This is a genomic window from Novosphingobium sp. TH158 (genome assembly GCF_002855555.1).
Lineage (GTDB): Bacteria > Pseudomonadota > Alphaproteobacteria > Sphingomonadales > Sphingomonadaceae > Novosphingobium.
The window spans coordinates 1,949,000-1,968,020 of sequence record NZ_PKRT01000001.1 but is presented as its reverse complement, the minus strand read 5'-3'; the positions used below and the strand labels follow the sequence as shown (position 1 = coordinate 1,968,020).

General features: G+C 66.3%; 20 protein-coding genes. 12 read left to right on the top strand and 8 right to left on the bottom strand.

Features of this window, described 5'->3' with window-relative positions; translation table 11 throughout:
- Positions 1-4 precede the first annotated feature (4 nt).
- On the bottom strand, positions 5-739 hold the full coding sequence (locus C0V78_RS09720) for an alpha/beta fold hydrolase (RefSeq protein WP_101797530.1): 735 nt from the start codon (positions 737-739) through the stop codon (positions 5-7).
- Between the two features lie 139 nt (positions 740-878).
- Between C0V78_RS09720 and thrS the strand changes: the two genes are divergently transcribed.
- Both thrS and C0V78_RS09710 read left to right on the top strand, forming a co-directional pair.
- Entirely contained in the window at positions 879-2,879 is a 2,001-nt protein-coding gene (thrS, locus tag C0V78_RS09715) for a threonine--tRNA ligase (protein WP_101797529.1), read from the top strand.
- Complete coding sequence (locus C0V78_RS09710) at positions 2,876-3,610, top strand: sulfite exporter TauE/SafE family protein (protein ID WP_101797528.1); 735 nt, start codon at positions 2,876-2,878, stop codon at positions 3,608-3,610. Before thrS ends, C0V78_RS09710 begins: the two co-directional genes overlap by 4 nt.
- 9 nt (positions 3,611-3,619) lie before the next feature.
- Here C0V78_RS09710 and C0V78_RS15240 read toward each other — a convergent pair whose 3' ends face one another.
- Genes C0V78_RS15240 through C0V78_RS09700 form a run of 3 tightly spaced genes read right to left on the bottom strand, consistent with a single transcriptional unit; the run spans position 3,620 to position 6,446 of the window.
- Positions 3,620-3,748, bottom strand: a complete 129-nt coding sequence (locus C0V78_RS15240; RefSeq protein ID WP_256385669.1) for a hypothetical protein — start codon at positions 3,746-3,748, stop codon at positions 3,620-3,622.
- A gap of 35 nt (positions 3,749-3,783) precedes the next feature.
- Positions 3,784-4,776, bottom strand: coding sequence for an agmatine deiminase family protein (locus C0V78_RS09705; RefSeq protein WP_101797527.1), 993 nt, complete (start codon positions 4,774-4,776; stop codon positions 3,784-3,786).
- A gap of 5 nt (positions 4,777-4,781) precedes the next feature.
- Entirely contained in the window at positions 4,782-6,446 is a 1,665-nt protein-coding gene (locus C0V78_RS09700; RefSeq protein WP_101797526.1) for a M28 family metallopeptidase, read from the bottom strand.
- On the opposite strand from C0V78_RS09700, the gene C0V78_RS15235 reads away from it, so the two are divergent.
- The 5 genes from C0V78_RS15235 (at position 6,445) to C0V78_RS09680 (ending at position 11,489) form a co-directional block, all read left to right on the top strand.
- Positions 6,445-6,576, top strand: coding sequence for a hypothetical protein (locus tag C0V78_RS15235; RefSeq protein ID WP_256385668.1), 132 nt, complete (start codon positions 6,445-6,447; stop codon positions 6,574-6,576). The two genes, C0V78_RS09700 and C0V78_RS15235, sit on opposite strands and share 2 nt — an antisense overlap.
- 27 nt (positions 6,577-6,603) lie before the next feature.
- Entirely contained in the window at positions 6,604-9,327 is a 2,724-nt protein-coding gene (locus C0V78_RS09695; protein WP_101797525.1) for a bifunctional [glutamine synthetase] adenylyltransferase/[glutamine synthetase]-adenylyl-L-tyrosine phosphorylase, read from the top strand.
- A complete protein-coding gene (locus tag C0V78_RS09690) occupies positions 9,324-9,797 on the top strand; it encodes a peroxiredoxin (protein ID WP_101797524.1) in 474 nt (157 codons plus the stop codon). Before C0V78_RS09695 ends, C0V78_RS09690 begins: the two co-directional genes overlap by 4 nt.
- Positions 9,794-10,600, top strand: coding sequence for a ferritin-like domain-containing protein (locus tag C0V78_RS09685; protein WP_101797523.1), 807 nt, complete (start codon positions 9,794-9,796; stop codon positions 10,598-10,600). The genes C0V78_RS09690 and C0V78_RS09685 overlap by 4 nt, the downstream gene beginning before the upstream one ends.
- Positions 10,601-10,712: 112 nt before the next feature.
- On the top strand, positions 10,713-11,489 hold the full coding sequence (locus C0V78_RS09680) for a M23 family metallopeptidase (protein ID WP_173843372.1): 777 nt from the start codon (positions 10,713-10,715) through the stop codon (positions 11,487-11,489).
- A 93-nt stretch (positions 11,490-11,582) separates the two neighbouring features.
- Here C0V78_RS09680 and galU read toward each other — a convergent pair whose 3' ends face one another.
- Positions 11,583-12,458: a UTP--glucose-1-phosphate uridylyltransferase GalU gene (galU, locus tag C0V78_RS09675; RefSeq protein ID WP_101797522.1), complete on the bottom strand. Its 876-nt coding sequence runs from the start codon at positions 12,456-12,458 to the stop codon at positions 11,583-11,585.
- Between the two features lie 92 nt (positions 12,459-12,550).
- Here galU and murA point away from each other — a divergent pair, with 92 nt between their 5' ends.
- The 4 genes from murA (at position 12,551) to chrA (ending at position 16,458) form a co-directional block, all read left to right on the top strand.
- Positions 12,551-13,834: a UDP-N-acetylglucosamine 1-carboxyvinyltransferase gene (gene murA, locus C0V78_RS09670; protein ID WP_101797521.1), complete on the top strand. Its 1,284-nt coding sequence runs from the start codon at positions 12,551-12,553 to the stop codon at positions 13,832-13,834.
- A gap of 79 nt (positions 13,835-13,913) precedes the next feature.
- Positions 13,914-14,165, top strand: a complete 252-nt coding sequence (locus tag C0V78_RS09665; RefSeq protein ID WP_101797520.1) for a hypothetical protein — start codon at positions 13,914-13,916, stop codon at positions 14,163-14,165.
- A 71-nt stretch (positions 14,166-14,236) separates the two neighbouring features.
- Positions 14,237-15,040, top strand: a complete 804-nt coding sequence (locus tag C0V78_RS09660) for a class I SAM-dependent methyltransferase (RefSeq protein WP_101797519.1) — start codon at positions 14,237-14,239, stop codon at positions 15,038-15,040.
- 140 nt (positions 15,041-15,180) lie between these two features.
- On the top strand, positions 15,181-16,458 hold the full coding sequence (gene chrA, locus C0V78_RS09655) for a chromate efflux transporter (RefSeq protein ID WP_101797518.1): 1,278 nt from the start codon (positions 15,181-15,183) through the stop codon (positions 16,456-16,458).
- On the opposite strand, the gene C0V78_RS09650 is transcribed toward chrA, so the two are convergent.
- The 3 genes from C0V78_RS09650 to C0V78_RS09640 form a co-directional block, all read right to left on the bottom strand.
- On the bottom strand, positions 16,438-16,674 hold the full coding sequence (locus C0V78_RS09650; RefSeq protein WP_101797517.1) for a ribbon-helix-helix domain-containing protein: 237 nt from the start codon (positions 16,672-16,674) through the stop codon (positions 16,438-16,440). The two genes, chrA and C0V78_RS09650, sit on opposite strands and share 21 nt — an antisense overlap.
- Positions 16,675-16,676: 2 nt before the next feature.
- Positions 16,677-17,399: an acetoacetyl-CoA reductase gene (gene phbB / locus C0V78_RS09645; RefSeq protein WP_101797516.1), complete on the bottom strand. Its 723-nt coding sequence runs from the start codon at positions 17,397-17,399 to the stop codon at positions 16,677-16,679.
- A 126-nt stretch (positions 17,400-17,525) separates the two neighbouring features.
- Positions 17,526-18,272, bottom strand: coding sequence for a hypothetical protein (locus tag C0V78_RS09640; protein WP_254049878.1), 747 nt, complete (start codon positions 18,270-18,272; stop codon positions 17,526-17,528).
- A 347-nt stretch (positions 18,273-18,619) separates the two neighbouring features.
- On the opposite strand from C0V78_RS09640, the gene C0V78_RS09635 reads away from it, so the two are divergent.
- A complete protein-coding gene (locus C0V78_RS09635; RefSeq protein WP_254049940.1) occupies positions 18,620-19,018 on the top strand; it encodes a DUF3576 domain-containing protein in 399 nt (132 codons plus the stop codon).
- Positions 19,019-19,021: the final 3 nt, after the last annotated feature.

Below are 19,021 nucleotides of genomic sequence, written 5' to 3'. Positions count from 1 at the left end.
GGGTTCAGCCCGCCAGGCTTTCGATCGTGCGCAGCAGCAGGGCGATGTCCTGTTCGCGCGAGAGGCGGTGGTCACCGTCCTTGATCAGGTGCACCTGCACGTCGGCTGAACGCAATGCTTCGGCAAGGCGCAGGGCCGTCTGCCACGGAACGTCGGGATCCTGCTGGCCCTGCAGGAGGCGCACCGGGCAATCGAGCGCAATCTGTGAGCCGAGCAGCCGGTTTGCCTGTCCGTCAGCCCAGAATGCCGGATGGGTGGGCGTGGGCTCGGGGCCGTAGGGATTGTCCTCGTAGATTGGCCGGCCTGCCGCCAGCTCCGCCTTCTGGCCGGGTTCGTAGCCCCAGTCGGTAAAGTCCGGCGCGGCGGCAATGCCGACGAGGCCAGCCAGCCGGTCGCCAAGTTCCAGACCTGCAAGCAGCATCAGCCAGCCGCCCATCGATGAGCCGACAAGAATCACCTGGCCCGGACAATGGGCGGAAACCAGCGCCAGCACTTCTTCCTTCCACCGGCTGAGTGTGCCGTCGGCGAACAGGCCCCCGCTCTCGCCGCACCCCGAATAGTCGAGCAGCAGGCAGGCGCGCCCCTGCGTGACGGCACGATCGAACACAGCCTGCGCCTTGCCGCCCGCCATGTCGGACATGTAGCCGGGCAGGAAGACGAGTGCAGGCCCCTTTCCGGCATGGAAGCGGCAAGCGATGCGCCGGCCGTCGGGCAGGGTGTGAAAACTGGTATCGGTCATGCTGCGTCAATGCCCCGCCGCATCGAGGCAGTCACGCCCAATCTTGGTGCAAGGCCCGGTCGGTGATCCTGCGGGTGCAAGATGCGGCTTGCGGAAAGCGCGGTTGAGGCGGGACGCGCTCCCGGCTAAGGGCTTGCCCATGTCTGAAACGATCACGATCACCCTGCCCGACGGTTCCTCGCGCCAGATGCCGCAAGGGTCGACCCCTTATGACGTCGCCGCCGCCATTGGCCCCGGCCTTGCAAAGGCCGCAATTGCGGCGCGCGTGGATGGTGAACTGGTGGACCTGACCCGGCCGTTCAGCGGCGATGCCGCGCTCGCGCTGGTCACCAGCCGGGACGAGGCAGAGGCGCTGGAGCTTGCCCGGCACGATTTTGCCCACGTGCTGGCGGAGGCCGTGCAGGCGCTGTGGCCGGGAACCCAGATCACGTTCGGACCGGCAACCGATGACGGTTTCTATTATGACGTGATGGCGCCTGCCAGTCGCGAGCCCTTCGGCATGGATGACCTGCCGGCGATCGAGGAAAAGATGCGCGAGATCATTCGCGCCGACAAGCCGCTGCGTCGCGAGGTGTGGACCCGGCAGGCCCTGATCGACAAGTGGAGCGCCGAGGGGGAAAGCTTCAAGGCCGAATGGGCGGCAGAGCTTCCCGAGGGCGAGGAGCTGACGGTCTACTGGTCGGGCAGCGACTGGCTCGACATGTGCCGCGGTCCGCACCTGCCCTCTACCGGCAAGCTCGATCCGCAGGCGTTCAAGCTGATGCGCGTGGCCGGGGCCTATTGGCGCGGTGACCAGAAGAACGCGCAGCTGACCCGAATCTACGGCACCGGCTGGCTCAACAAGAAGCAGCTCGATGCCCACCTCACCCGGCTGGAAGAAGCCGCCAAGCGCGACCACCGCCGGCTGGGCGGCGAAATGGACCTTTTCCACCTTCAGGCCGAAGCCCACGGTTCGGTGTTCTGGCACCCCAAGGGCTTCCGCATCTGGCGCGAGCTTGAGGCCTACATGCGCCGCGCCATCGACAATGCGGGCTATCGCGAGGTCAAGACGCCGCAGATCATGGACGCGCGCCAGTGGGAGCAGTCCGGCCACTGGGGCAAGTACCGGGCAAACATGTTCGTCGTGCCCGATGAAGTGCCGAACACCGAAGATGAAGGCCCGGTGATCTCGAACGACGCGCAGTGGATGGCGATGAAGCCGATGAACTGCCCGGCGCATGTCCTGATCTTCCGGCAGGGCATCAAGTCCTACCGCGATCTGCCGCTGCGCATTTACGAGAACGGCTGCTGCCACCGCAACGAGCCGCACGGCGCGCTGCACGGGCTCATGCGCGTGCGCCAGTTCACCCAGGACGACGCCCACATCTTCTGCCGCGAGGACCAGATCGTCAGCGAGGTGCAGGACTTCTGCAAGCTGGCTGACCGGATCTACAAGGACTTCGGCTTCACCTATTCGATCAAGCTGGCGCTGCGCCCGGACATGCGGTTCGGCAGCGACGAGCAGTGGGACCAGGCCGAAGGCGAGCTGCGCGATGCCGTGGTGCGCGCCGGGCTGGCGACCGAGGAATACGGCTGGGAAGAATTGCCGGGCGAAGGCGCCTTCTACGCGCCCAAGCTGGAATGGCACCTGACCGACGCGATCGGCCGCACCTGGCAGGTCGGCACGATCCAGTCCGACCGCGTCCTGCCCGAGCGGCTCGATGCCAGCTACATCGGCGAGGACGGGGAAAAGCATCGCCCGGTCATGCTGCACCGGGCGATCTTCGGGTCTTACGAGCGTTTCATCGGCATTCTCATCGAACACTTTGCCGGTCGTCTGCCGGCGTGGCTCGCGCCGGTGCAGGCGGTGGTGGCGACGATCGTTTCGGATGCCGATGGCTATGCCGAAGAGGTCGCCGCGCAGCTTGCCGCCGCGGGAATCCGCGTCGAGACCGACCTGCGCAACGAGAAGATCAACTACAAGGTGCGCGAACATTCGCTGCAGAAGGTTCCGCACCTGCTGGTGGTGGGCAAGCGCGAGGCGGAGGAAGGCACGGTCGCCGTCCGTATCCTTGGCGCAGAGCACCAGAAGGTCATGCCGCTGGCCGAGGCGATCGCCATGCTGAAGCTTGAGGCGACCCCGCCGGACCTGCGCGCCTGATCGCCGGCATAACCTGGGGAGCCATCGCGCTCGGCCTTGCGGCGACGCTGGTTGCCGGCTTCGTGCGCGGGCTGGCGGGCTTTGGCCTGGCCATCCTGCTGGTGCCGGTGCTGGGGCTGGCAATCGCCCCGGCCGAGGCAGTGGTTGTCGGCAATGGCCTGGGATTCCTCGTCAGCTTCATGGGCCTGCGCCAGCAGGTTGCTGATACCGAGCCTTCGGCCTGGATCATCGGCGGCGTGGCCCTGCTGGCGATCCCTGCGGGACTGTTTGCGCTGGCTGCTGCGGGTCCGGACCTTGCCCGCCTGCTGATCGCCCTCATCGCCATCGGTGCTTTTGTCGCTGTGCTGCTGCCGGGAAAACCGCATCACCGGCCGGGCAAGGGGGAAACCGTTGCCACCGGCATTGCATCTGGCCTGCTGACCGGTTTCGCCGGAATGCCGGGACCGCCAGTGGTGCCTTACTACCTGAGGCGCGACATTCCGCCTGCCGTTGCCCGGGCCTCGATGATGTCGATCTTCATCGTAACCCAGGGGGCCGGCGTGGTCCTGGCCATCCTGCTGGGCAAGGCGAACCTTCGCGAGTTGTGGCTGGTGATGGCGCTCTACCCCGTCGTCGTGATCGGCAACTGGCTGGGCAGCCGTGCCTTCGGCCGGATCGATACGGGCGCTTGGCGCGTGATCGCAGGCTGCGTGCTGGGCGCAGCGGCCCTGGGCGCAGTGATCAAGCTTTAGGCGGAACGGTCAGAAGGGCAGGGCGCGACCGGCGAGGATCAGTGCCAGCGCGCAGCCGGATACCATTGCAGCGCGCAGCAGATCATGCCCGGCAAGGCGTTGCGGCAGCGAAGTGGACAGGGCGATGACTCGGGCCATGGACCGTTCATGCGCCCCGTCCGGTTACCGCTTCGTTAATCCGCAGCCGGCATCTGCTGGCTGGCGCAGTGGAACGACCCGCCGCCGGCCAGCACGGCATCGGCCATGATGCCCACCACCTCGCGGCCGGGGAACAGTTCCGCCACGGCGGCGACTCCATCGGCATCGTGCGGCGTCCCGTAGATCGGCACGGCAACCAGCTTCGAGGTGATGGCGAAGTTCATGTAGCTTGCCGGTTCGACCCGCCCGTCAGTCTCCACGCGGCCGGGCGAGGGCACTTCGCGCACGCTCACGCCGAAGGCTTCCGCGCGCGCCCGCGCATCGGCGTAGATCGCCGCATTGGGATCGTCACTGCCGGTCGCCCGGGGCAGGGCGAGCACGCCCGGCGCAACAAACCTTGCGAGGTTATCGACGTGGCCGTCGGTATGGTCGTTGAGCAGCCCGTCACCCAGCCAGAGCACGCGATCGAAGCCCAGGTCACCGGCAAGTCGCGCTGCGATTTCCGCACGCGACAGGTGGGGGTTGCGGTTCGGGTTGAGCAGGCATTGTTCGGTTGTGACGACAAGCCCCGTGCCATCGCAATCGAGCGCGCCACCTTCCAGCACCCAGTCGGCAAAGGTGGTTTCAAGCCCGGCGCTGGCGGCCAGTTCGGCGCCGATGGTCTGATCGCCTTCCATCAGGTACTTGCCGCCCCAGCCGTTGAAGCCGAAGCGCCGGGCAACCCGGCCGCCCTTGCCGTCCGAGACGACGAGCGGCCCGGTATCGCGCAGCCAGACATCGCCATAGACGCGGGTCTCGATCGTGACCGAGGCACTGCACAGGGCCTTTGCCCGGGCGGCATTGGCCTCGTTGCGAACAATGAGGCGCACCTCCTGACCGCTCTCCGCCACGGCATTGGCGAAAGCGGCGATCTGCTCCTGCGCGGCTTCCAGGAAGCCGGGCCATTCCACCGGATCGTGCGGGAAGCCGATCCAGATCCAGTCCTGCGGATGCCACTCCGGCGGCATCCGCAGCGTCGATAGCGTCATCTGCCTTACTTCCCGTTTCGGCTCTTGTCGCGGATCAGGCGGAACTCGTCATTCGAGTGCCAGTTCGGCCATGCCTTCGACATGGCAAGTTCGCGCCCCAGCGCCATGTTGATTTCCGCATCCTGCAGGATGCCGGCAAAGTCCCACTTGGGCGAATACTCGTCGCTCGGCTGATGATAGCGCTTGATCCGGTAATCGTCTTCCGCCGCGCGCCCGGCTGCAGTGCCGCCGTTCACCAGATCGGTGCCGCGCTCGACATAGAACATGGGCACGCCCTGCTTGGCGAAGGGGAAGTGGTCCGAGCGATAGTAATAGCCCTTCTCGGCATCTTCCTCGGGGGTTTCGATCAGGCCGCGCGCCTTGAGGACATTGCGGAAGATCCCGGTCAGTTCGCTCTTGTCGCCGCCGGTGATGGAATAGTTGCGCGAGCGGCCGGTGGGCGAAAGCGCGTCCATATTGACGCCGCCGACCGTCTGGCTGAGCGGGAAAACGGGATGTTCGGCGTAGTACTTCGAACCCAGCAGTCCCGATTCCTCCAGCGTCACGGCGAGGAATACCTGGCTGCGGCGCGCCGGGCCTGCCTTGGCGCTGGCCTTGGCAATGGCGGCAAGCGCGGCGATGCCGGTGGCATTGTCTACCGCGCCGTTGCAGATGTCGTCCCCGCGGGCATCGGCAGTACAGCGGCCCAGATGGTCCCAGTGGCCGGTGTAGAGCACATATTCGTTGGGTGCCTGCTTGCCCGGAAGCACGCCGATCACGTTGTGCGAATTGGACTTGCGGATCGCATTGTCGAACGAGAAGCCGGCCTTCAGGCCCAGCGGCACGGCCTTGAAGCCCTTTTCCTTTGCCGATGCGGTCAGGGCGGCAAGATCCTTGCCGGCGGTGGAGAAGATCTTTTCGGCCACCGGCTTCTGGATCCAGCCGTTGGCTTCGGTCTGGTCCATGCCGTTGTTGGCGCTCTGCACGTAGTACTGCGCACCGGTCCAGCTCGAATTGACGACGTTCCAGCCATAGGCGGCGGGGAACGTGTCATGGATGATGAGCGCGCCTGCCGCGCCCTGCCTTGCGGCTTCCTCGAACTTGTAGGTCCAGCGGCCGTAATAGGTCATGCGGCGGCCCTTGAAGAGGCCGCCCTGCGTTTCCATCGCATAGTCCGGATCGTTGATCAGGATGACTGCGATCTTGCCCTTCATGTCGAGCCCGGCATAGTCGTTCCAGCCAAGCTCGGGCGCGTTGATGCCATAGCCGACGAAGACCAGCTCAGCGTCCTTGATGTCGGTTTTCGGCACGGCGCGATAGGAACCGGCGACATAGTCATCGCCGAACCGGAACGAAAGCGGCGCGCCGGCCCCCGTCACGGTCAGCGCCGATGCGTTGGAGGCGGTGACCTCCACCGTCGGCACGGCCTGCAGCCACGATCCCTTGTTGCCCGGCTTCAGCCCGGCGGCCTTGAACTGGGAAATGATGTAGTTGAGCACCTTCGGCTCGGTCCTGGTCGAAGGCGCGCGGCCTTCGAATTCATCGGAAGCGAGGCGCTGCACCATCTGGCGCATCAGCGTGGCATCGATGGCGGGGGCCTTGGCTGCCGCCTTCTTGGGCGCGGCCGGGGCGGCGGTGGCAGTGGCAAGGGCAAGCACGGCAATGCCGGCGATACGGAACGAGGATTTCATGGGCGACCTTTCAAGCCGATACTGCAACGGCCTGACTTGGCCGCATCATGGCGCGGTGATGGCAAAAGCGATTGCACTGCGCAAGATTGACCAGTCGCAAGGCGGACTTCGCCCGCACCGGCTTGATTGAGCGCCGACGAAAGGGCAACGCAGCGCAATGGAACGGGAAGCAGACTGGCAGGGCGCGCTGGAGCGGGCGCAGGCTTATTCGCCTTATCTTTCAGGGCTTATCGAGCGCGAGGCGGATATTGCCGCCTTGCTTGCCGAAGGGCGGGGAGAAGAGGCGATCGCGCTGGCCCGAAGCCACGGGAGCGCGGGCGGGGATGTCGGCGTGGCCTTGCGCCATGAAAAGCGGGCCCTGGCACTCGCGCTTGCCATCGGCGACCTGGCTGGCGCTTTCCCGCTGGGCAAGGTCGTGGGCGAGCTTTCCGATTTTGCCGACCGCTCGCTCGGTACGGCCATCGCCGCCGCCATCGTCGCGCGCCTGCCCGATGCCGAACCGGCGGGGATGCTCGCGCTTGCCCTGGGCAAGCATGGCGCGCAGGAACTGAACTATTCCTCCGACATCGACCCGATCCTGCTCTACGATCCCGAAAAGCTGCCCCGCCGCGAACGCGACGAGCCGGGCGAAGCCGCGCAGCGCGTGGCGCGCGACGTGGTGCGGACGATGAGCCATATCGACGGTGGCGGATACGTCTTCCGGGTGGACCTGCGGCTGCGGCCGGCCTCGGAAGTCAGTCCGCTTGCCATCCCCATCGAAGCAGCGCTGATCCACTACGAAAGCTCGGCCCTTGCCTGGGAACGCGCCGCCTTCATCCGCGCCCGTGCCTGTTCGGGCGATATCGATGCCGGGCAGCAGTTCCTTGCCGCCATCCGTCCTTTCGTCTGGCGCAAAAGCCTCGACTTCGGGGCCATTGCCGAGATCGGGCGGCTGACGGGCCGCATCCGCGCGAACCACAAGGGGGCCAACGGCGTGGGTCCGGGCTATGACCTCAAGAAGGGCCGTGGCGGCATCCGCGAGATCGAATTCTACGCCCAGACGCACCAGCTGATCCATGGCGGGCGCAACCCTGCGCTGCGCCTTCGCGGCACCCGGGCTTCGCTCGATGCGCTGGCCGAGGCAGGGATCATCGCCGCCGACGATGCCCGCCTGCTTGGCGAAAGCTATGACCGGCTTCGCACGGTTGAACACCGCCTGCAGATGGTGGCGGACCAGCAGACCCATTCACTGCCGGCAGACCCTGCCGCCATCGACCGGGTCGCCCGGCTCGATGGCCTGCCGGACGGGGCGGCACTGGTCGGGGAACTGGCGGCGATCACCGAGGCGGTCGGCCAGCGCTATGACCTGCTTGTCGCCGCCCATGCCGATGCCGGGCCGCATCCCCACGTCGCGCCGGCTATCGGTGGAGACCGGCTGGCGGCAGAGCTTGAGCGGCTGGGCTTCGATGAAGCGGCTGATCTGGCCGGGCGGGTGGAAGCCTGGCGCAGTGGCAAGATCCGCAGCCTGCGCAGCGAGGCGGCCCGCGCTGCCTTCGACGCGATCCAGCCATCCTTGCTTGCTGCACTGGCCCGATCACCCGATCCCCGCCGCGCCTTCCTGCGCTGGGAGGAACTGCTCACCCGCCTGCCCAGCGCGATCAACCTGTTCCATCTGCTGGAGGCGCGCCCGGCCTTGCTGGAGCTGCTTGCCAAGGTCCTAGGCCTGACGCAGCCCTTGGCCGATGCGCTTGCCCTGCGCGCAGACCTGCTGGACCCGCTGATCGATGCCACCGCCTTTGCGCTGCCCGGAGAAGTCGGCGCGCTGGTCGAGGAATTCGGCGAGGGCGAGGCCGATGACGATTACCAGCGCCTGCTTGACCGGGTGCGGCGCAAGGTGGGCGAAAAGCGCTTTGCCCTGGGCGTCCAGCTGGTCGATGCGATGACCGATCCGGTTGCCGTGGCCGGTGCCTATGCCCGCGTGGCCGAAGCCGCGCTTGCCGTGCTGGCCGGCGCGACAATTGCCGAGTTCGAGGCGGTGCACGGCCGGATCGAGGGCAGCGATCTCGTCATCCTCGGACTGGGGCGGCTAGGCGGCGGGGCGCTTACCCACGCTTCCGACCTCGATCTCGTCTATTGCTTCACCGGCGGGCATGACGAGGAATCGGATGGTGACCGGCCGCTGGGCGCGACGCTCTATTTCAACCGGCTCGCCCAGCGTATCGGCGCGGCGCTGTCGGTCCCCACGGCGGAAGGCGCGCTTTACGAGGTCGATACGCGCCTTCGCCCTTCCGGAACCCAGGGCCCGCTTGCCGTGAGCCTAGACAGCTTCGAGCGCTACCAGCGGGAGGAGGCGTGGACCTGGGAACACATGGCGTTGACGCGTGCGCGTACCATCTTCGGCCCGGCGGCGGGGCAGGCGGAACTGGGGCGGATCGTGCGCGCGGTTCTGGAAAGGCCGCGCGATCCCGAAAAACTGCGGCAGGATGTGCTGGCCATGCGCGCGGAAATGGCGCGGCACAAACCGGCCAAGGGCCCGCTCGATGCCAAGCTGGCGCGGGGCGGGTTGGTCGATGTCGAATTCATCGTCCACTACCTGCAACTGCGCGACCATGTCGGCCTGACACCATCGCTGCCCCAAGCGATAGAGGCGCTGGCCGCCGCCGGGCTGGTTCCGGCCGGACTGGCTGCGGCGCACGATGCCCTGACCCGCCTGCTCGTCGCTGCGCGCCTGCTCGCGCCCGATTCGCAGATGCCCCCGCCGGGGCCCTGCGCGGCTCTTGCCAGCGCCTGCCAATGCGACGATTGGGATTGCCTGATGGAAGGATTCGCAGGGGCCCGGCGCGTCGTCGCGCAGGCCTGGGCGCAGGCCTTCGGCGAACAACTGGAGCTTGACGAGACATGAGCGGAAAACCCGGCGTGGGCGACGCGATGCCCGATATTGCCATGACCACCCCGGATGGCGGCACGATCCGCACGTCCGATTTGAAGGGCAAGAAGGCGGTGGTGTTCTTCTATCCCAAGGATGACACCCCCGGCTGTACCGTGGAGAACCAGGATTTCTCTGCGCTCGCCGACGATTTTGCCGCGGCGGGCGTTGCCCTGCTTGGCGTCAGCAAGGATCCGCCGGCCCGCCACGCGAAGTTCATCGCCAAGTACGACCTGAAGGCCCCACTCGCTACCGACGCAGCCGAAGGCGGCCTTTCCGATGCCCTGGGTGTGTGGACAGAGAAGGTGAACTACGGTCGCACCTACATGGGCATGGTGCGCACCACCTACCTGCTCGATGCAGACGGGAAGATCGCCCGCGTCTGGGACAAGGTGAAGGTCAAGGGCCACGCCGCCGAAGTGCTGGAGGCGGCGAAAGCCCTTTGACCTCGGTTGCTGCCGCTATCCGCGACGCGCTCGAAGCGGGCGAGCCGCGCGCCAAGGTCATGGCGGCGCGCCAGGTGGCGCGTGACTGGCGGCTGGGACGGCTGCAATTTGCCTTCGACTGCCCCATGCCCGATCGCCCGGCGCGCCCCGGCAGGCCGGAGCTGCTGCCTCCAGCCCGGATGCCCAAGCGCGGGCGGGGCGGATCCGAACGGGCGCGGATCGCCCTGTGGCACGCCTTGGCGCACATCGAATTCGTCGCCATCGACCTGGCGCTCGACATGGCTGGCCGCTTCGGACGGGAGATGGGTGAGCCCTTCGTGTCCGATTTCCTCAAGGTCGCAGGCGACGAGGCGATGCATTTCGCGATCATCGAGCGCCACCTCCAGTCGATGGGGGCAAGCTATGGCGATCTGCCTGCGCACGACGGCTTGTGGGAAGCTGCCCACGCCACCCGGCACGATGTCGCAGCGCGGCTGGCCGTGGTGCCAATGGTACTCGAAGCCCGCGGGCTCGACGTTACCCCGGCGACGATCGAGCGTGTCCGCGCAGCTGGAGATTCGACTGGTGTGCGCATTCTCGAACGAATCCTTGACGATGAAATCGTCCACGTTCGAATCGGCGCAAAGCATTTCGCCGCCCTCGCTTCGGCTCGCGGCGAAGTGATGGCTGACTGGTGGAAAATGCAGGTAAATCGCCACTTTCGTGGCTCCATTAAGCCACCGTTCAACGACTCGGCGCGCCTCGCGTGCGGTCTGTCGCGGGAAATGTACGCAGCTGTTGCCTTGCCTGCCGAGGCCCCGTAGCCAGCCTCCACCGAGACGGCGGGGGGTCCGACCATCTCCAAGAATAAAGAACTGGCGGGTTGCACGCCTGGTTCGACGCTTGATCGAGTTGGACGGTTCAAAAGGGTTTTTCGTGATCTTCACTTCGGTTCTCAAGCTTCGTTCGATCGCTGGTTTTGCTGCCGCTGCGCTCTCGTTCGTTGCCGCATCCCCCGCATTCGCGAACGCCAGCGCCAACGCTGACATCATTGCGCCGCTGCGCGCCGCCCAGGCCGCCAAGGCTCAGGCCGGCACCGGTTCGGGCGACGATGAATTCCGTTCGCTGTTCAATTCCTGGCAGAAGCTCGACGGCAGCCGCGCCCTCGCCGCTTCCACCCAGCCCAAGCGCAATGGCGTGGTTCCGGGCCTGACCGGCATCACCAGCGCACCGGTTGCCATCCCCGGCTCCGTTTCGATCCCCTCGCTGATGCCGGTCGAAGTTGGCCTGCTGCGCTCCAGCTTTGGCATGCGCGAGCACCCGGTCCTCGGCGGTCGCCGCGCTCACAAGGGTGTCGATCTTGCCGCGCCCACCGGCACGCCGATCTACGCTTCGGCCGACGGCATCGTCAGCAAGGCCGAATGGTTCTCCAGCTACGGCCTCTATGTCAGCCTTGAACATGGCGGCGAAATCCAGACCCGCTATGGCCACATGTCGCGCCTGAACGTGTACAGCGGCCAGAAGGTCAAGAAGGGCGAAATCATCGGTTACGTCGGTTCGACCGGCCGTTCGACCGGCCCGCACCTCCACTATGAAGTCCGCATCGCCGGTTCCGCCGTGAACCCGATCCCCTACATGCAGGGTGGTGACTTCAAGCCCGCGCAGCTTGCCGCTGCCAACGCAGCCCCGGCAATGGGCGGCGCGGAAGACTAAGGTTCGGTGGACCGCGCCAAAGCGCGGCTGCGAAAAAGGTACCTGGGGAGAGGTGCCAGGAAAAGGGCGGTGCGAACCGCCCTTTTCTTTTGCCTATTCGGCGAGAAGCCGGCGGGCGATGGCGCGGACGTCATCCGCCAAGTCGGGGCGCTCAAGGGCCAGCGCCAGCGTGGCCTCGATGAAGCCGGTCTTGGATCCGCAGTCGAAGCGGCGACCGGCAAAGGTCACGGCGTGGAACGGCTGCTGGCCGATCATCTGGGCCATGGCGTCGGTCAGCTGGATTTCTCCGCCGGCACCCTTCTCCTGGCTTTCAAGGACGCGCATGACCTCTGGCTGGAGGATGTAGCGGCCCGAGATGATGAGGTTGGACGGCGCTTCAGCGCGCTTCGGCTTCTCGACCAGGCCCTTGACCTCGGTCAGCGCGCCTTCCCGCTTGCCGGGGGCGATCACGCCATAGCTGGAAACCTCGTCCTCGGGCACTTCGAGGACCGAGATGATGTTGCCGCCAACCTGTTCATAGGCCTCGACCATCTGCTTCATGCAGCCGGGCTCGCCAATCATCAGTTCGTCGGGCAGGAAGATCGCAAAGGGTTCATCGCCGACGATCGCGCGGGCGCACCATACGGCATGGCCCAGTCCTAGGGGCACCTGCTGGCGCACGGCAACCAGGTTGCCCGGCTGGATCCGCGTCGGCTCCAGAACCTTCAGCGCCTTGTCGCGCTCCTTCATCGTCGTCTCGAGCTCGAAGGCCATGTCGAAATGTTCGACAATCGCCGTCTTGCCGCGCCCCGTGACGAAGATCAGTTGTTCGATCCCCGCCTCGCGCGCTTCGTCCACTGCGTACTGGATCAGCGGCCGGTCGATCACCGGAAGCATCTCCTTGGGGATTGCCTTGGTAGCCGGAAGGAAGCGCGTGCCGAGACCAGCAACGGGAAAAACGGCTTTGCGAATAGGCTTTTGGCGCGACATGGACCAAGGAATTGCAGGTGCTTGGCAGGTCGTCAACCACCTTGGCGGCGACCCGGCTTGCCGCCGGGACAATTCCCGCTAAACCGCGATTTATGGACAAGATCATCATCGAGGGCGGCAAGCGCCTTTCCGGCACGGTTCCCATCTCGGGCGCGAAGAACTCGGCTCTCACCCTGCTGCCCTGCGCACTGCTCACCGATGAGCCGCTGACCCTGCGCAACCTGCCGCGGCTGGCGGATATCGACGGCTTCCAGCACCTGATGAACCAGTTCGGCATTTCCACAACGATTGCCGGTTCGCGGCCCGAGGACTTCGGCCGGGTGATGACCCTGGAGGCAACGCGCATCACCTCGTCGGTCGCACCCTATGAACTGGTGCGCAAGATGCGCGCCTCGATCCTCGTGCTGGGGCCGATGCTGGCGCGCATGGGCGAGGCGACTGTTTCGCTTCCGGGCGGTTGCGCCATCGGCAACCGGCCGATCGACCTGCACCTGAAGGCGCTGGAAGCGCTGGGTGCGCAGATCGAGCTGGCCGCCGGCTACGTTCGCGCGATCGCGCCCGATGGCGGCCTGCCGGGCGGGCGCTATTCCTTCCCGGTCGTTTCGGTCGGTGCGACGGAGAACGCGCTGATGGCGGCGGTGCTGTGCAACGGCAAGTCGACCCTGCACAATGCCGCGCGCGAGCCGGAAATAGTCGACCTGTGCAAGCTGCTCGTCGCCATGGGCGCGCAGATCGAGGGCATCGGCACCAGCGATCTGACCATCCACGGGGTGCCACGGCTCCATGGCGCCACCTATCGCGTGATGTCGGACCGGATCGAAGCGGGCTCCTATGCCTGCGCCGCAGCTATCACCGGCGGTGAAGTGACGCTGAAGCACGCCGTGATCGAAGAAATGGACGCCACCGTTCAGGCCCTGCGCGATGCCGGTGTCTCGGTTGAAAAGGTGGCGGACGGCATTCATGTTGCTGCCGAGGGCCGCCTGCGTCCGATCACTATCTCGACCGCGCCCTATCCCGGGTTCGCTACCGACATGCAGGCGCAGTTCATGGCCATGCTGTGCATGGCCGATGGCTCCTCGGTGCTCACCGAGACGATTTTCGAGAACCGCTACATGCACGTTCCCGAACTCAATCGCATGGGCGCGCATATCGAGACCAAGGGCCGCACTGCCGTCGTCCATGGCGTGCCCCGGCTGCACGGCGCGGAAGTGATGGCAACGGACCTGCGCGCCTCGATGAGCCTGGTCATCGCCGGCCTTGCCGCAGAGGGCGAGACGCAGGTCCACCGGCTCTACCACCTCGATCGCGGTTATGAGCGGCTTGAGGAAAAGCTCGCCCTGCTCGGCGCCAATATCGAGCGTATCGGCGGCGACTGACGAAAAAGGCGCGGGTCCCGGCGAACTTTATCGGCGCTGGCGCGTTGCCTGATCGATGGTTCGATCAGGAGACACTGCCATGATGCTGCTGAAGCTGGCTGCGGCTGCGACCGCGGGCTATCTAATCTACCGGTTCGCCGGCTCTGCGCGCAAGCGCGAAGCCGAACCGGCGGCCTTCGCCACCGGCGAGGCAACGCCGGGCTTTGCCCCCGTGCGCAACGCGGGGCCCGAGGCGATGGCCAGTGACTTGCCGGAATGGGACCCGGTCGATGAAGCGGTCGACGAAAGCTTCCCCGCCAGTGACCCGCCCGGCAGCGGCAAGATCACCTGAAGCCGCTCTTTCCGGGAACTGCCGGGGCCTGAACAGGTTGTTGCCTGCGGCGGGCAAAACGGAGGCGCTCCATGGCCAGCGATGCCGCATTCGTCGGCTCCATCCCCGAAACCTACGAACGTTGCCTCGTCCCGGCGCTGTTCGAACCCTATGCCCGCGACATGGTCGCCCGCGTCGAGCGGTTTGCGCCGCTGGCCGTGCTGGAAGTCGCCGCCGGTTCGGGCGCCCTGACCCGGCAGTTGGCGCGGCAACTGCCGGCGGCGGTGCGGCTGGTGGCAAGCGATCTCAACCAGGCCATGCTGACCATTGCCGAAGACTGGATCGAGCGCGAAGGGGTGGAGCTGGTCGCCGCCGATGCCCAGGCGCTGCCATTCGCAGATTCCAGCTTCGATGTCGTCGCCTGCCAGTTCGGGGTGATGTTCTATCCTGACCGGCGCGCCGGCCATGCCGAGGCCCTGCGCGTGTTGCGTCCGGGCGGGGCATACCTGTTTTCGGTGTGGAACCGGCTTGAAGATAATCCCGCCAGCCAGGCCGTGCATCGGGCGGCGCAAGAGGTGATGGGCGAAGGCAAGGCCGATTTCCTCGCCCGGGTGCCCTTTGCCTGTCACGATCCGCATCGGCTTCACGGCGATCTCAATGCGGCGGGGTTCCACAAGGTGTCCATCGAACGCGTGGACTTCGTGCAGGATCCGGTCAGCCTTGCCGGGCTGGTCCAGGGCATGTGCGAGGGCAGTCCGCTTGCCGCCGAAATTGCCGCCCAGCCGGCAGACCGGCGCGCGGCGCTGCGTGAGCGGGCCGAGGCGGAACTGCGCGCGTTGATTCAGGCCGGGCCGGTCTGCATGTCCGCGCTGGTGATCACTGCCCGCAAGGATTGACCGGCGGTATTGAACGGTCCGGCAAGATGCCCTAGCGCTGGCCAAGCGGGGCAAAGCAACCTCCCGATCAGGCCTGTTGTGCCCAAGCGTTGCCTTTTTGATATCCGCACCTTGCGGATCGAAAGGCATTGGGGACTGTCGTGACTCAACCTGATATTTCGCCCTCCTTCCCGGAACTCGTGCGGACATTCGCGCGCATTGGCTGTCTCTCGTTCGGCGGCCCGGCTGGCCAGATTGCCCTCATGCACCGCGAGGTGGTGGAAGAGCGGGGCTGGGTGGACGAGGGCGCATACCTGCGCGCGCTGAACCTTTGCCACCTCCTGCCCGGGCCCGAAGCGCAGCAGCTTGCGACCTGGATCGGCTGGCGCCTGCATGGCCTGAAGGGCGGGCTGGCCGCAGGCCTGCTGTTCATCCTGCCCGGCGCGTTGGTCATGCTGCTGCTGTCGATCTTCTATGTGGCACTTTCGGGTGCCAGCTGGTTCGATCCGCTGTTCCTCGGGATCAAGGCGGCCGTTCTGGCGATCGTCGCGCAGGCAGTGGCGCGGATTGCCGGGCGGGCGCTCGGCACGCAGTTCAAGACCGGCCTTGCCATTGCCAGCTTCCTCGCGCTGGCGGCGCTGTCGGTGCCATTCCCGCTGGTGATCCTCGCGGCTGGCCTCGCAGGCGCCCTGGTCGGCGTGATTCGCCCCGAATTGCTGGGTGCCCATGCCGTCGACGGTTCGGAGCCAAGTCCGCCCGCGCGCAGCCTGATCGCCGGAACCGCGGCGACGGTTCTCCTCTGGCTGGCAATCTGGGCCCTGCCGATGGTGCTGATTGCGATGACGCTCGGCACCGATCACGTGCTGTGGCAGGTGGGCGCGTTCTTTTCCAAGCTGGCCGTGGCAACCTTTGGCGGCGCCTATGCCGTGCTGGCGTGGATGGCGCAGGCATCTGTCGAACAGTTCGGCTGGCTCACTGCGGGCGAAATGGCGGACGGGCTTGGCCTGGCCGAAACGACGCCCGGGCCGCTGATCCTGGTTACCCAGCATGTCGGCTTCCTGGCGGCCTTGCGCGATCCCGGCGTGCTGAACCCGCTGATCGCCGGACTGCTGGGTGCGCTGGTGACAACCTGGGTCACCTTCGCTCCCTGTTTCCTGTGGATCTTCGCTTTTGCCCCGTGGATGGCAGCGCTGGAACGCATTGCCGCGCTGCAGGCTGCGCTGGCTGCGATTACCGCTGCGGTCGTGGGGGTGATCGCCAACCTTGCCGCATGGTTCGCGATGCATGTCGTCTTCCAGGACGGGGACCTGCTTCGGTTCGACTGGCGCGCCGGACTGGTGGCGGCCTTCGCCGCTTGGCTGCTGTTCCGCCTGCGCCGTTCCGTGCCGGAAGTGCTGGGCGCGTGCGCCCTGGCGGGCCTATTGCTGGGACAGGTTTGAGACCAGCCAGAGCCGGACGGCGCCAGCGAGCCCCGGAGGCTCATCGGCGGCCATCCGCTCGACATCGATCCGCGCGACGAGGGCGTTCACCGGAACGCCCTCAGCTTCGGCGGCCTGCCTGAGCAGGTCCCAGAACAGCGGCTCGAGACTGATCGAGGTCTTGTGTCCGGCGATCTCCACCGAACGCTTGACCGGAGGGTGATAGGGGCTGGTCACCCTCAATACATGTGCTGGCCGCCGTTGATGCTCATGGTCGAGCCGGTAATGAACCCGGCATTTTCCGAGCAGAGGAAGGCAACGCCGCGGGCAATCTCGCTGGCCTGGCCCAGGCGGCCAACGGGGATCTTGGCGACGATCTTTTCCAGCACCGGCGCGGGCACGGCGGCGACCATGTCGGTATCGATGTAGCCGGGGGCAATGGCGTTGACGGTGACGCCATACTTGGCGCCTTCCTGCGCCAGCGCCTTGGTGAAGCCGTGAATGCCGCTTTTGGCCGCGGCATAGTTCACCTGGCCATACTGGCCGGCCTGCCCGTTGATCGAGCCGATGTTCACGATGCGCCCCCAGCCACGTTCGCGCATGCCGGGGAAGGTGGCCTTGGCCATGTTGAAGCAGCCGCCGAGGTTGATGCGCATCACATCGTTCCAGTCGTCGAAGCTCATCTTGTGGAGCACGCCGTCGCGGGTGACGCCGGCATTGTTGACGACGACGTCGATCGGGCCAAGGTCTGCCGCGACGCGCGCGCAGCCTTCGATGCAGGCTTCATGGTCACCCACGTCCCACTTGTAGGCAGGGATGCCGGTCTCTGCGGTGAACTGCGCCGCCTTCGCCTCGTTCCCGGCGTAATTGGCCGCGACGGTGAAGCCCATTTCCTTGAGCGCAAGGCTGATCGCCTCGCCAATGCCGCGCGTTCCGCCGGTAACGATTGCCACTCTACCCATAGTCGCCGTGTCCTTCTGCCGAGGTCCTCTCCTCGCCCCCGATGCTAGGCTGAGCGCGCGCGCGCGACAAGCCGCCAAAAGCGGCAAGATGGCGATTTTGCGAGGATTTCCCGGAGGGAGGCGAGGTCAGAAGCGGAACTGGGTTCCGACATAGACGGCCTGGCTGTCCTGCCGGCCATCGGTCAACGGCATTAGGCGGTCGCGTTCCTGCGAATAGCGCACGCCGGCCGTGACGTTGAGGTTCTTGCCCAGGCGATAGGAGCCACCCAGATCCACCGTCGCCTCGCCATTGCCTTCAAACGTGCGGGGCGCGCGCCCGGCATTCTCGCGGTTGTCGAGCGCGATGCGCGGGGCAAAGCGCGAAGGTGCATTGCGCGCGCCTGCGCTCAGGCTGAAGCTGTTAAGCGCCTGGTCCTCGCCCCGCCGCGCGTCCTTGGGCAGGGTGAAGCCCTGGAAGCCGCGCGCCACGCCCAGGTTATAGGCGGTGGGCGCGATGCCCAGCGGCGACATGGCGCCGGATGTATCACCCAGGCCGCCGCGGACGTTGACGGCGCGGGCGGTGGTTGCATCGACGCGCACCGCAACGGTGATCGAGCGATCGGGCCGCCCGGCAATCCCGGCGGGAGTAAAGCGGAACATCTGGCCGTTGGGCAGGCTCTTCACGCTGATCTGGCGAGCAAGAGCGGGATCGACCGAAGCCGGGGTGATCGTGCCCATGGCGGCACGTTCGTTCAGGCTGACCGGGCGGGGATCATAGGAACTGGAAAAGGCCAGAACCGCGCTGGGCAGGGCCAGCATGCCGACGGCGCAGGCGATCAGCACCGCCGGGGAAACCCCGGATACGCGTGCATCGATGTCCCTGGCCCTGATCATGGCGTTGCAACCTTGCCCCCGGTTACCTGAACCAGCCCTGACGGGGACTCGCCCAGACTCCGGCAAATGTGCTCCCGTTTGCTGCAAATTCCAAGTGGATTCGCAGATGCGGCCGGCGGGCAATCGGCGCCATCGCGCTGTTCACTCGGGGTTAAAGGGGCCTGCGCCCTAGGTGGCAGGCCCGCGTATCAACGCTTGCCGCGCGCCACCTCGCGGTTATAGAGGCGAAACGCGCGAAATGCCCGGCCTCGGGCTGCACCCATTTTGACAGGAACCGATCGACGATGACTGGCACTATCTCAAGCCGCAAGACCAAGTCCGTTCTGGCCAAGGCTGGCATTGTGCTGATGCTGGGGTTGTCGGTGGCGGCATGCGGCAAGAAGGAACGGCCCAAGGCCGATCTCGCCGCTGCCCGCGTCACCACGATCGGCGTCAATTCCTACCTGTGGCGCGCCAGCCTGGATGCGCTGTCGTTCATGCCGCTGGTGCAGACCGACAGCAACGGCGGTGTCATCGTTACCGACTGGTATGCCAACCCGAAGAACCCGGGTGAGCGCGTGAAGGTTACCGTCACCATCCTCGACCAGGACCTGCGCGCCGATGCGCTGCGCGTTGCGGCCAGCCGCCAGGTTTCGCAGGGCGGTGCGTGGGTCGATGCGCCGGTCCAGGCGGCGACGGTCCAGAAGCTTGAGGACATCATCCTCACCAAGGCGCGCGACCTGCGCCAGTCTGCGGTCAAGAACTGACCC